General features: G+C 45.7%; 13 protein-coding genes. 11 read left to right on the forward strand and 2 right to left on the reverse strand.

Annotation, left to right across the window (positions count from 1 at the left end; genetic code table 11):
• The first annotated feature begins 57 nt into the window (after window positions 1–57).
• The 8 genes from ASG81_RS09460 to ASG81_RS09495 all read left to right on the forward strand — a co-directional run bounded on the left by ASG81_RS09460 (window position 58) and on the right by ASG81_RS09495 (window position 7654).
• A complete protein-coding gene (locus ASG81_RS09460; protein WP_056632439.1) occupies window positions 58–1491 on the forward strand; it encodes an L-fucose/L-arabinose isomerase family protein in 1434 nt (477 codons plus the stop codon).
• A gap of 18 nt (window positions 1492–1509) precedes the next feature.
• On the forward strand, window positions 1510–2355 hold the full coding sequence (locus ASG81_RS09465; protein ID WP_056632442.1) for a transketolase: 846 nt from the start codon (window positions 1510–1512) through the stop codon (window positions 2353–2355).
• A 3-nt stretch (window positions 2356–2358) separates the two neighbouring features.
• Window positions 2359–3297: a transketolase family protein gene (locus tag ASG81_RS09470; RefSeq protein WP_056632445.1), complete on the forward strand. Its 939-nt coding sequence runs from the start codon at window positions 2359–2361 to the stop codon at window positions 3295–3297.
• A 12-nt stretch (window positions 3298–3309) separates the two neighbouring features.
• The gene (gene glpK, locus ASG81_RS09475; protein WP_056632448.1) at window positions 3310–4794 is read left to right on the forward strand and encodes a glycerol kinase GlpK; all 1485 of its coding nucleotides are present in this window, start codon (window positions 3310–3312) and stop codon (window positions 4792–4794) included.
• Between the two features lie 251 nt (window positions 4795–5045).
• Window positions 5046–6314, forward strand: a complete 1269-nt coding sequence (locus ASG81_RS09480) for an acyltransferase (RefSeq protein WP_056632451.1) — start codon at window positions 5046–5048, stop codon at window positions 6312–6314.
• A gap of 237 nt (window positions 6315–6551) precedes the next feature.
• Window positions 6552–6776 carry a spore coat associated protein CotJA gene (locus tag ASG81_RS09485; RefSeq protein ID WP_056632455.1) on the forward strand — a complete coding sequence of 75 codons (225 nt, stop codon included), beginning with the start codon at window positions 6552–6554 and terminating at the stop codon, window positions 6774–6776.
• Complete coding sequence (locus ASG81_RS09490) at window positions 6776–7042, forward strand: spore coat protein CotJB (protein WP_056632457.1); 267 nt, start codon at window positions 6776–6778, stop codon at window positions 7040–7042. The genes ASG81_RS09485 and ASG81_RS09490 overlap by 1 nt, the downstream gene beginning before the upstream one ends.
• A 42-nt stretch (window positions 7043–7084) precedes the next feature.
• Window positions 7085–7654 (forward strand): manganese catalase family protein, encoded by a 570-nt coding sequence (locus tag ASG81_RS09495; RefSeq protein WP_056632459.1) that lies wholly within the window; start codon window positions 7085–7087, stop codon window positions 7652–7654.
• A gap of 57 nt (window positions 7655–7711) precedes the next feature.
• Here ASG81_RS09495 and ASG81_RS09500 read toward each other — a convergent pair whose 3' ends face one another.
• A complete protein-coding gene (locus ASG81_RS09500; protein ID WP_235548796.1) occupies window positions 7712–8353 on the reverse strand; it encodes an HAD-IA family hydrolase in 642 nt (213 codons plus the stop codon).
• A 49-nt stretch (window positions 8354–8402) separates the two neighbouring features.
• Here ASG81_RS09500 and ASG81_RS09505 point away from each other — a divergent pair, with 49 nt between their 5' ends.
• Both ASG81_RS09505 and ASG81_RS09510 read left to right on the forward strand, forming a co-directional pair.
• Complete coding sequence (locus ASG81_RS09505) at window positions 8403–8702, forward strand: MmcQ/YjbR family DNA-binding protein (protein ID WP_056632462.1); 300 nt, start codon at window positions 8403–8405, stop codon at window positions 8700–8702.
• An 88-nt stretch (window positions 8703–8790) separates the two neighbouring features.
• On the forward strand, window positions 8791–9549 hold the full coding sequence (locus ASG81_RS09510) for a class I SAM-dependent methyltransferase (protein ID WP_056632465.1): 759 nt from the start codon (window positions 8791–8793) through the stop codon (window positions 9547–9549).
• A gap of 141 nt (window positions 9550–9690) precedes the next feature.
• Here the strand turns inward: ASG81_RS09510 and ASG81_RS09515 are convergent, their stop codons facing one another.
• Window positions 9691–10737, reverse strand: coding sequence for a LacI family DNA-binding transcriptional regulator (locus ASG81_RS09515; protein WP_056632467.1), 1047 nt, complete (start codon window positions 10735–10737; stop codon window positions 9691–9693).
• 558 nt (window positions 10738–11295) lie between these two features.
• Here ASG81_RS09515 and ASG81_RS09520 point away from each other — a divergent pair.
• Entirely contained in the window at window positions 11296–12150 is an 855-nt protein-coding gene (locus ASG81_RS09520; protein WP_235548807.1) for an ABC transporter permease, read from the forward strand.
• The last annotated feature ends 16 nt before the right edge of the window (window positions 12151–12166 follow it).

Raw genomic sequence — 12166 nt, forward strand, 5'->3', positions numbered from 1 at the left:
GTTTAATTACAATTTTTTTAGTTTAGTTTCATAAGTGTAGCTGGAGGAGAAGTTCAGATGAAAAAAATTAAATTAGGATATGCGCCAACACGCCGTTTCGTATTTAGCGCTGAGGATGCCTTTAAGTACAAGGTATTGATTAAAGAGAAAATTGAAAGCTTCGGTATGGATATCGACATCGTTGACCTTGAAGGCATTAACAATGAAGGACTGCTTTACGACGACAATATTAATGCGGATCTTATTGCGGATCGTTTCAGGAAGGAAAATGTGGATGCCGTGTTTTTCCCGCATTGTAACTTCGGGACGGAGGATACCGTCGCCCGTGTAGGCAAGGCGCTTGGTAAGCCGGTGCTTCTATGGGGCCCGCGTGATGAATCGCCGCTCGAAGACGGTATGCGGCTGCGTGATACCCAATGCGGATTATTCGCGACAGGTAAAGTGCTTCGCCGATTTAACGTACCTTTCACCTATGTAACGAACAGCCGGGTGGACGATCCTGTATTCGAGCGGGGATTCACGAACTTTATTGCGGCATCGAATGTAGTAAAACAGTTCCGCAGCCTGCGAATTTTGCAGATCGGGCCGCGTCCTTCATCCTTTTGGACCATGATGTGCAACGAAGGGGAGCTGCTGGAAAGATTCGGTATCGAAATTCATCCGATTACGCTAGTCGACATCCAGAGAGCGTCGAAACGCATCGAGAATGGAAACAGCTCCGAGCTGGCGGAGGCAATCGATTTTATTAAAGCAAAGCTGGACTGGTCGGAAGTAACGGAGGCTGATGTGAAGCGCATCGCCGCTTTGAAAGTCGCGATGAAGCAGTATGCCGTTCAGACAGGCAGCTCCGCAATCGCGATTCAATGCTGGTCATCCCTGCAGGATGCGATGGGCATTATGCCATGCCTCGCAAATGCGATCTTAACCGATGAACAAATTCCGGTTACTTGTGAAACGGATATTCATGGGGCGATCACCTCTGTCATGGTGCAGGCGGCGACGATGAATCAGCATCCTACCTTTTTTGCCGATCTCACGGTCCGGCATCCGGAAAATCCGAACGGCGAGCTGCTGTTCCACTGCGGTAACTTCCCTGTATCGCTATCGGTGGAAAACAAGCCAAAGCTGCGTAAGCACTTTCTCTTTGACGATCACGCTCCGGGCACGCACGAAGGCGAAATCAAAGGCGGCAATATGACGCTTGCACGTTTTGACGGCGACCACGGCGAATATCAGCTTTTCCTCGGCAAAGCCCGCGGCATTGAAGGGCCTTATACTCGCGGTTCTTACGTGTGGGTTGAGGTGAACGATTGGCCATTGTGGGAAGAAAAATTAGTTAAGGGACCTTACGTGCATCACTCCGTAGGCATCCATGCCAATGCAATACCTGCTTTGTACGAAGCATGCCATTATATTCCGGGTCTTACAACGGATGCTGTTGATCCGACTGAACGTGAAATTCAGGCTTGGCTGCGCGGCGCAGGCCTTTAAACAAGGAGGAGTTTAGAAATGGAAACGGTAGCATTGAAAGCGAAAGCGGCGCAAATCCGAATGGATCTGCTTCGCATGATTCACGGCGCAAAGACAGGTCATACCGGCGGCTCGCTAAGCAACACGGACATTTTGACGGCATTGTATTACCGGGTGATAAACATCGATCCGCAAAACCCGAAATGGGAAAAACGCGACCGGTTTATTGCCAGCAAAGGACATTCTGTCGAATCGTTATGGTGTATACTCGCCGATCTCGGATTTTTCCCGAAAGAGGAGCTGGAGTCGTTCAGCCAATTTGGAACAAGACTAATCGGTCACCCCAACAACAAAGTAGCAGGCATTGAGATGAATACGGGGGCACTCGGACACGGGCTGGCGATATCGGTCGGCATGGCTTTGGCGTCCAAGCGGGATTCAAATAGCTACCGGGTTTTTTGCTTGATGGGGGATGGCGAACAAGCAGAAGGGTCGGTATGGGAAGCGGCAATGGCGGGCGCGCACTATAAGCTGGACAATTTGGTCGGGATTATCGATCGTAACCGTCTGCAAATAAGCGGTTCGACCGAAGAAGTAATGGGTCTTGATCCGCTGGAGGATAAGTGGGCATCGTTCGGCTGGAACGTTGTATCGATTGACGGGAACGATATGGATTCGCTCGTAGAAGCACTGGAAGCAGTAGCGTCAGTGAAGAATAAACCGACTCTCATTATGGCGAATACCATCAAAGGCAAAGGCGTTTCTTTTGCGGAAAACGTACCGCACTGGCATCATCATGTACCGAATGACGAGCAGCTGGAGATGGCTTTAAACGAGCTTACAGCATTGATAGAAAGCTATAAACAGGAAGGGCAGGTGCGATAATTTATGGCTAACAAAATTCCAAACCGGCAAGTGATTTGCGACACGCTTCTGGAACTGGCAAAAGACGACAGCAATATCATGGTGCTGGCCAGCGATTCGCGCGGCTCGGCTGCTATGGCTCCATTCGCGAGTACGTATCCTGATCAATTCGTAGAGGTGGGCATTGCCGAGCAAAATATTGTCGGCATTTCTGCCGGTCTGGCGCACAGCGGCAAGAAGCCTTTCGTCACTTCGCCTGCTTGCTTCTTGAGCATGCGCAGCATCGAGCAGATCAAGGTAGATGTTGCCTATTCCGCAACGAATGTTAAATTGGTCGGAATCAGCGGCGGCGTAAGCTATGGAGCACTCGGTATGTCGCATCACTCCGTCCAGGATTTGGCGGTCATGCGGGCTATCCCCGGACTTGCGGTCGTCCTGCCTGCCGACCGGCATGAAACGAAAAAAATGACCGAAGCGCTTGTGAAGCATGAGGGAGGCGCCTATGTTCGAATCGGAAGAAATCCCGTGGAGGATGTATATGACTCCGATGACTACGAATTCGTTATCGGCAAAGCGGTCACGATGCGCGAAGGATCGGATATTACGATCATCGCGGCAGGGGAAACGGTGCGGGTTGCGCTTGACGCGGAAGCTGCACTCAAAGAGGCTGGCGTGTCCTGCAGAGTAATCAACATGCATACGATCAAGCCGCTGGACGAAGCAGTGATCATCCAAGCTGCGCGCGAAACCGGACGGATCATTACAATCGAAGAGCACAGCATTCACGGCGGGCTTGGCGCCGCCGTTGCAGAAGTGGTCGTTCAGGAGCATCCGGTACCCGTAAAAATAGTCGGCATTCCCGATGAACCGGCAATTGCCGGCAAGACGTCGGAAGTGTTTGACCATTACGGAATCAGCGCAGACAACATCAAGAAGATTGCCTTGGAGTTGCTGGGCGGATAAGGACGGCAAACGATGGAAAAATATATTTTGGCGGTCGATCAAAGCACATCGGGAACGAAAGCGCTTATTGTCAACCGGGACGGCAGCGTGATCGCAAGGAGCTCGGCGGAGCATAAGCAATCGTATCCGGCACCCGGCTGGGTGGAGCATGATCCGCTTGAAATTTATAATAACGTAATGAAGGTTGCTCTTGATGTGCTCGAAAAAACAGGCATCTCTCCCGGCAGCCTTGCCGCTTTAACAGTTACGAACCAGCGTGAAACGGCTGTCATGTGGGATAGGGAAACCGGTATTCCCGTGTACAATGCGATTGTGTGGCAGTGCCAACGAACGGCTGAACAGTGCGCCAGCTTGAAAGCGGCTGGACATGAGGAGATTGTAAGGGAGAAAACGGGGTTAATGCTTGACCCCTATTTCTCGGCGGCCAAGTGGAGATGGATGCTGGAGCATGCGGATGGCACAGCCAAAAAGCTGGATGAAGGGAAGCTGCTAGCCGGAACAATCGACAGTTGGCTCATTTGGAAGCTTACTGGGGGACAGGTTCATGCTACCGATTACACGAATGCGAGCCGAACGTCGCTGTTTAATATCCATTCGCTGGAATGGGATGAAGAGATGTGTTCCTTATTCGGGGTGCCTTCGATCCTGCTTCCGGAAGTAAAGTCCTCCGATGACTTGTTTGGTTACACGGAAGAGTCCGGCTGGCTGGGAGCCCGCGTTCCGGTATCAGGTATTATTGGCGATTCTCAAGCGGCGTTGTTTGGCAACCTGTGCTTGGAAGAAGGGTCGGCCAAAGCGACATATGGAACGGGAACATCGGTGCTAATGAACGTAGGCAGTAAGCCGGCTTTTTCCGGTAATGGGCTGGTTCAAGCGATTGCATGGGGAAGAGGCGGAGAAGTCACTTATGCGCTCGAGGCTGTCATTCGAATTTCCGGCGATAGTATAAAATGGATTCGGGATAATTTGGGCCTATTTGATACCTTTGACGAAATGGAGCGTTTGCTGGAGAGTGTCCGGGGCAACGAAGGCGTTTATCTCATTCCGGCATTCGTCGGCCTTGGAGTGCCATATTGGCAGCCGAACGCCAGAGCTGCTATTACAGGAATGAACCGGGGAACCGGCAAGGCGCATATTATTCGGGCGGCTCTGGAAAGCATAGCTTACCAAGTAAGGGATGCGGTTGAGGTTCTTCAAGCCGCATCTGGCATTACGCTGCGTGAACTGCGCGCGGACGGAGGCGCGGCGGATAATAGCTTCCTGATGCAGTTCCAATCCGACATGCTCAGCAAAAAGGTTATAAGGTCGGGCGTTGCGGAACTTTCGGCTATGGGGTCCGTGTATATGGGCGGCCTTTCGGTCGGCTATTGGTCGTCGCTTGAGGAAATTGTCAAGCAGCAAACGACGCCTCTCAGCTATGAACCACAAATGGAACCGGATGAGGTCGAGCGTTATTGCACGGGATGGAAACAAGCTGTAGCATCCGTTTTAGGATGAGCGGATGGGAATCCTCCCCATTTTAAAGGGGTAGATGAAATTCCGCTTTGACCGAAATCCCCGTGTGGGGGTATAAGGGCAAAATATTGTTTTAGGTGTAACGTAATATGAGCAAGTTTTTCCGGATTGGCTGGATCGGTGAAAGGATAAAGTGAATCAGATGGCGTTAATTTGTTCCAATTAATGTTCCTCTAATATTTGTCCTCTATAATCAGAGTATCTTTTGCCGCACTGAGAATAGAGGTGTTAACATGAGTATTATGCAAGCGGAAATGGTACGAAAAGTGCGTGAGCCGGAGGTTCGCCACAAAAAAGAGCGGATCGAAGAAGTGACGCTGCTGCGCGCGTTTGCCTTTTTGGCGGTGGCGCTTCAGCACTGCATAGCGGAGTTTATTTATCGGCCGGATATCCTGCCGGCTGACTCGATCATGCTGGCGATGCTGTTTCATTTCACCCGGTTCGGCACGCCGACGTTCGTGTTCCTGTCCGGTCTAATACTGTTTTACAATTACAGCGGGAAGCTGCATTACCGTTCGTTTATCCGAAAAAGGTCCGGCGATATCTTTATTCCTTTTCTAAGCTGGACGATCATTTACTGGATAGCGGTGGAGGGGGTATTCGGCGGAAAACTGATGCAGCCATCGGCTTGGACGAGTATCTTTCTGCAGCTGATCAAGCCGACATACGGCTACCATTTGTGGTTTATCCTTATGATTTTTCAGTTTTACCTGTTATTCCCGTTGTTTTCCCGGATGGTCGGATCGTTCCGGTCGCGGCTGCAGCCCAATTCGGAAGGGGATTTATTCCACAGGGCTGCGGGGATATCCCTGGCGCTTGGTCTGCTGCATGGAGCGCTGATGTGGCTGTCCTATTACAAAATGCCGGGCTGGGCCGCTTCCGCAGGCGGTTTTTGGGCGGAGTTGATCGCGAACCGTTCTTATTATTTTGTCATGTACGTTTTTTATTTCCTGATGGGGAGCGTATGCGCCTTCGGCTTGAACCGGTTTCGGAAGTTCGTGGGAGATGCTATGGGCTGGACGATGATTGCGTTCATCGGGGCATACATTTGGCTCGGTTACGATGTTTTGCGCTTCTCGTCTGAGCGGATCAATTTGAATCTTTCCACCTATTTGAAGCCTTCCACCTTCGCGATCATCGTCTCCCAGCTGCTTCTGCTGTACGGGTTCGCGCTTCTGCTGCAAAGACGGAAAGGCGCGCTTTACCGCATTTTGCGGTTTATCGGACGGCATTCGTTCGGCGGTTTTCTGGCCCATGCATTTGTGCTCATGCTGGCGAGTGGGGTAACGCGGCCAATGCAACTCGCCGGGTATCATCTGCCGGCGGCGTTGATTACGTTTATTTTGGTTGCGGCAGGCGCGATCGGATTAGCCAGTTTGCTGGAAAAACTGCCGTTCGGGCGATGGCTGGTCGGTCCAACGGGGCGCCGAAAGCCGAAGGCGTCGGAGACATCAGGCAGGTCCGTCATGCAAAATAAACGCCAGCTGAATTTAGAAAAATAGTTTTGGTATTCTCGCTATAGTTGTACCCTATCTTGGATTTTCTATCGGTATTATTTCTATCGTGTTTAGCCCACTTATTTGAACGGCGGACCGGCCAGATATACACTTGAATAAAGTGTCCGTCTGACCGGTCTTTTGCGTTTATCTGGCAGGTCTAATTGACTCGTTTAGTGGTTATAGTGGTCAAGTACCTATACATATACTGACTTGAAGAACATCGCGAAAGGAGACATCATCGTGAATGATCAGGTGCGATATTATAAAACTTTCGTCAGTCCGTTAGATCCTTGTCCGCCAATACGAGTGAAAAGCTACAGTACGCCGCCGCAATTGTTTATCCCCTTTCAACCTCCTAATTTACCGCAGTTTACACCTTTCGAGGCACTCAAATATGGAACCCTTTGGCCTATGCTGTATAGTCCTTACGACTCGAAAAATGTCAGGCAGGAAGAAGGTGATTAATGGTGGCCATCGTGCTGAACGAGGAATATTACAAGCTGCTGCATGAATTGCAGGCAGTCGATTTCGTTCTAGTGGAGTTGAATTTATATTTGGATACCCATCCGATGGATACGAATGCGATTCAACAATACAATCAATGCGCCCAATTAAGGCAGCAAATTGCACATCGCTACGAGTCGCAATACGGTCCCTTGAAAAATTTCGGACAAAGCTATTCCACTACGCCTTGGTCATGGAATGATGCACCATGGCCATGGCAGGTTTGAATAACGGAGCTGGCTGCCACGTAATGTAGAGGAGGACCGTGCATGTGGGTATATGAGAAAAAATTGCAATATCCAGTTCGCGTCAGCAAATGCGATCCTTTAATGGCCAAGTTCCTAATGGAGCAGTATGGCGGTGCCGACGGGGAGCTTGCGGCGGCGCTGCGTTATTTGAACCAGCGCTACGCGATACCGGACAAAGTAATCGGTTTACTAACGGATATAGGAACAGAAGAATTTGCCCATTTAGAAATGATTGCAACGATGATCTACAAGCTGACGAAGGATGCGACGCCTGAGCAGATGCGGGCAGCAGGTTTAGGCGATCATTACGCTGCTCATGACAATGCATTGTTTTATCAGAATGCATCGGGCATCCCGTGGACGGCTTCCTACATTCAAGCCAAAGGCGATCCAATTGCCGACCTTTACGAGGATATTGCCGCTGAGGAGAAAGCTAGGGCGACTTATCAATGGCTGATCGATCTGACGGATGATGTTGATCTGCAGGACAGCCTGAAGTTTTTGCGTGAGCGGGAGATTGTCCATTCGCTGCGGTTTCGGGAAGCGGTGGAGATACTTAAGGAAAAACGCGATGAGAAGATTTTTTATTAGGTTAAAACCTCTCTACAGTAAAGAAATTTTACTGCGGGGAGGTTTTTTCATTACATATCATGATCCTCCTTCGCGAAGAAGATCAGTGAATGATTGAGGAGAATGACATAAGAAGTCTGGTTTAGCAGCAGCAAGTAAAGGAGCGGAATCAAACCCCCACGTCACTGCAACTATCTTCACGCCAATTTTTTTGCAAGCTTGAACATCTCGCAGCTCATCGCCAACGTAAAGCATTTGGTTGCAATCAATCTGAAACTTTCGAGCCATGCTTGTAATTGCTTTATGTTTTCCGAAAAGATTTGTGGCTGAATAGATGAAATCAAAGACGGTTAAGTCGTAAAAATCAAGAAACCGCTGAATATTTTCTGTTGTATTAGATGAAAGAATCCCTAACGGGTAACCATTGTCTTTAAGTTCAAAAAGAAGATCCCGTACTCCCTCCACCGGTTGAAGGTCAACAGCTGCTGTTTTATATTCGCGTTTTCCTTCGATAATCAAAGCCGGAAGCTTATGTAGAGGGACATTTAAAGCTCGTAAACGATCAGGAATCGATAAGTCCGATAGATAAGCAATTTCTTCTATGTCTATCTTTCGACCGCCATACTTTTCAGAAAGCTCATTAAAAAGTTGGATAGCTAATATTTTTGATTGTACTATCGTCCCGTCAAAGTCGAAGATAAGGTATGTTTTTATAATCATTCACCTATTTCCATGTTTTTTTTATTCACTTTACTAGAAAGCCTTAGATTTGAAAAGCAGCATGGAAATATGGGATGATATTTACGGGCATGGGCATACGACGGTTAAAGTAAAAGATAAGTCGTTTATTATCATGAGCGACCACGGAATCACTTTCAAGTCGGATCTAGAGAACCATGAGATTTTATTGCAGCAGGATCGATTCTTCAAGCCGGCCTACATCGGTCATCGCGGCTGGGTGTCTATTAGCGATCCTAAGGACTGGGAAGAGATGAGCCTCCTCCTTAAAGAAGCTTATATGCGTGCTGCGCCCAAACGTCTGTTGATGCAATTGAAGGCAGCCGAATAATAGAAGGCACTCATTTTCGGGTAAACAATCTGATCTTGCATTCGCGAATGTGATCGACATAGTTTAGAGAATAGGAGATGTGTATCTGATGAAACAAAACAAATATGATGATTTAAATTTCTTTTCTGCCTATAAGAAAATGCCACGTTCAATCAATGGGCTTGAAGGTGCAGGAGAGTGGCATGTGTTCAAATCATTATTGCCAGAGTTGCGAAATAAAAGTGTGCTTGATTTAGGGTGCGGTTTCGGTTGGTATTGTCGATTTGCCCGTGAGCAACAAGCAAGTTCAGTGGTAGGTGTTGATCTTTCTGAAAAAATGCTTCAAAAGGCTCGTGAACTAACAGATGATCCTGCAATTTCATATATACAAATGCCGATTGAAGACATCGTTTTCTCAGATTCACAATTTGATACAGTTATCAGTTCATTAGCTTTTCACTATATCGAATCATTTCAAGTCATCTGCAATAAGGTACATCATTGTTTAAAGCCAGGAGGAACTTTCATTTTTTCAGTTGAACATCCCATATTTACTTCTCGAAATGAACAAGATTGGTATCTCGATGATCAGGGAAACCACCTGCATTGGCCAGTAGATCATTATCAGTCAGAGGGAGTACGGGATACAACATTTTTAACGGAAAATGTAATTAAATATCACCGTACAATCTCAACATATATCAATGACTTAATTGGGGCCGGATTTGCATTAAAAGCCATTAAGGAACCAATGCCCTCCGATGAAATGTTGAAAAATGATTCAGTGATGAAAGATGAAATTCGAAGACCAATGTTTATGATTATTGCAGCAGATAAGCTATGCTACAGTAATAATATCTGTTCATAGTGTTGTTTTAAATGGATACAATATAAGGTTCGAATAATATATCGGAGGAGCCTGCCAACAGCAGGCTCTTTTGCGTTTTTTATCGTCAGAACAGACTACTAGTATCAAGAAGTGTTCAGCAGTGATTAACCGGAGTATGGATTATTCTTTTGATAAAAATTTGCCTGTCGATTCTCTAAAAACAAGCTCTGTTTTGACATGCGTAATTTGATAAGGCTTTGTTGGATTTTTTATTCGGGAAAGCAGCATGTCTGCGGCAATATTCCCCATTTCGCTGTTGAATATATGGACTGTCGTCAAGTGAGGCTCTACGATCCTTGATTCAGGAGCATCATCGAAACCACAGACAGCAATATCATTCGGGATTTGTATGTTTTTATTTCTTAGAGCTTTCATTACGCTTACCGCGATAAAATCATTTGCACAAACAAAAGCTGTAGGCAGTTCCTTCATCTTGTTAAGCTGTCTATCTATCCAGTTAGGTTCTGAAAAATAGCGATCTTCCTCGATTACACAAAAAGACATATTTGTCTCAAGCTTTGACATCGTCAATGCCCTATTGAATCCTACCCATCTTTCATTAAAGCTCTTACAGTGGTTGTAATCACCGATGAAGCCTAATTTAGTATGGCCATCTTCTATGAGCTTTTTTGTTACCGAATATGTCCCGTATTCATTTTCCATAAGAAGGAGATCTGCTTTCAGGTCGCTGTAAAAAACGTCAGCAGCAGCATCTATAAAAATGGTAGGGATTCCTAAATTGCAGATCATCTCACTGTATTTCTTGTCAAACATCTCAATGCATATAATTCCATCCACCTTGGACAGCTCAAAGTTGTTCGGAAGGCTTAAGGTGTTAATGTCCGCTTCGCGGACAATATGAATGGACAAGTTATAGCCTTCGGAGCTGATCTTAATTTCTAGACCGTTTAACAGCGTGTATCCAAAGTGTGTGCTCATGGGCAAATTGCATGTTAATAGAGTAATATTTCCTGGATTTTTTGGCATAATACTTTCTGAGTCTACAAAAGCAAACTGTTTGTACTTTAATTCAATCGCTTTTTTGATTACTTTATTTCGTGTTTCATCCGGTATGCCTTCGACTCCATTTAAGGCTTTGGAGGCGGTGTTTCTTGATATTCCTAATGAATCGGCAATGTCTTGTATGGTAATTTTTTCTTTGGCCATTTCAACAGTTCCACCTTTATAGATAGATAACGGTAATTGCAGATTTGTAATCTAAATGTATTATAGTTTGACTGAAATATCAATTTAATTTTACAAATGAATAATTGGAATAATGCATTTGCTCCTGAAGAGTAAGTTTACAAATGTAAAAATATCAAGTGTGCATTTGAATATAATCTCTATGAAAGAATAGAGTCTTGAAGACTGAAAAAAGGGGGGGCAATAGAAAATAGCTGATTTAGTGTACATATTCGAGGGAAAACTACTAAAATTATTATTTATTGACAAAATATTTTTTACAAATGACAAAAATTATTTTGTTAAATGTATTGACGTATGAAGCTTTTATTTGTTAAATTGTATTTGCAGATGCGAATGTAAGCCCTTTCTAAAGGTGCGAATGTTTACTTATCGTTTCTTTAAATATTTAGAATGGGGGATAAAGGAGTGCAAAAGGTATTGTCAAACCTGAGTGGTAAAAAAAACGGAATAAGGAGTCAATACGGCATTAAAAGTAAAGCACAGTTCATAAAGAATAACTATTTTCTTTATTTGCTGATGGCGCCGGCTGTTATTCTTACACTTATCTTTAAATACGTACCGATGTACGGCGTAGTCATCGCATTTAAAGATTACAGCTACAGCAAAGGAATTTTAGGCAGTGAATGGGTAGGGTTCGAATATTTTATGAAATTTTTAAATGCTCCCAATTTTGAACCTATTTTCTGGAACACGCTTAAATTAAGTGCCTATGGACTTATCCTATCGTTTCCTATTCCGATCATATTGGCGCTTATGTTAAATCAATTGCGAAAAGTGGGCATTAAGAAAAATATTCAGTTAATCTTATACGCTCCGAATTTTATTTCCGTAGTCGTTATTGTAGGTATGCTGTTTGTCTTTTTGTCTCCAACCGGGCCGGTTAATAAAATCATTGCCTTAACAACCGGTCATCCAATTACGTTTATGTCAGATCCAGAGTATTTCCGCAGCATTTATATTTTGTCGGGAATCTGGCAAGCGGCAGGCTGGTCCTCGATTATCTTTGTAGCGGCGTTAGCAGGGGTTGATCCAGAGCTCCACAACGCTGCGAACATTGACGGGGCAAATCTGCTGCAACGGATATGGCATATTGATTTGCCTACATTAAAACCGGTTATGGCTATATTGTTTATTTTGTCTGCAGGCGGAATTATGGCAATTGGATTTGAGAAAGCATTTCTAATGCAAACCGCATTGAATTTGCCGACATCTGAAATCATAGCAACCTATGTGTATAAAGTGGGCTTAAAAGCAGGCGACTACTCTTACTCAGCAGCCATCGGTTTGTTTAATTCCGTAATTAATATTATTTTGCTTGTCCTAGTCAACTTCGTCGTAAAGAAATTAAACGAAGGCGACGGGCTCTATTAAAGAAAGGAGTCGCTTT

The organism is Paenibacillus sp. Soil522, from assembly GCF_001428245.1.
GTDB lineage: Bacteria > Bacillota > Bacilli > Paenibacillales > Paenibacillaceae > Pristimantibacillus.

Excerpts from the sequence above, each read along its gene's own strand:
- ASG81_RS09460 (WP_056632439.1), top strand. The coding sequence starts at position 58 with ATGAAAAAAATTAAATTAGGATATGCGCCAACACGCCGTTTCGTATTT.
- ASG81_RS09465 (WP_056632442.1), top strand. The coding sequence starts at position 1,510 with ATGGAAACGGTAGCATTGAAAGCGAAAGCGGCGCAAATCCGAATGGAT.
- ASG81_RS09470 (WP_056632445.1), top strand. The coding sequence starts at position 2,359 with ATGGCTAACAAAATTCCAAACCGGCAAGTGATTTGCGACACGCTTCTG.
- glpK (WP_056632448.1), top strand. The coding sequence starts at position 3,310 with ATGGAAAAATATATTTTGGCGGTCGATCAAAGCACATCGGGAACGAAA.
- ASG81_RS09480 (WP_056632451.1), top strand. The coding sequence starts at position 5,046 with ATGAGTATTATGCAAGCGGAAATGGTACGAAAAGTGCGTGAGCCGGAG.
- ASG81_RS09490 (WP_056632457.1), top strand. The coding sequence starts at position 6,776 with ATGGTGGCCATCGTGCTGAACGAGGAATATTACAAGCTGCTGCATGAA.
- ASG81_RS09495 (WP_056632459.1), top strand. The coding sequence starts at position 7,085 with ATGTGGGTATATGAGAAAAAATTGCAATATCCAGTTCGCGTCAGCAAA.
- ASG81_RS09500 (WP_235548796.1), bottom strand. The coding sequence starts at position 8,353 with ATGATTATAAAAACATACCTTATCTTCGACTTTGACGGGACGATAGTA.
- ASG81_RS09510 (WP_056632465.1), top strand. The coding sequence starts at position 8,791 with ATGAAACAAAACAAATATGATGATTTAAATTTCTTTTCTGCCTATAAG.
- ASG81_RS09515 (WP_056632467.1), bottom strand. The coding sequence starts at position 10,737 with ATGGCCAAAGAAAAAATTACCATACAAGACATTGCCGATTCATTAGGA.
- ASG81_RS09520 (WP_235548807.1), top strand. The coding sequence starts at position 11,296 with ATGGCGCCGGCTGTTATTCTTACACTTATCTTTAAATACGTACCGATG.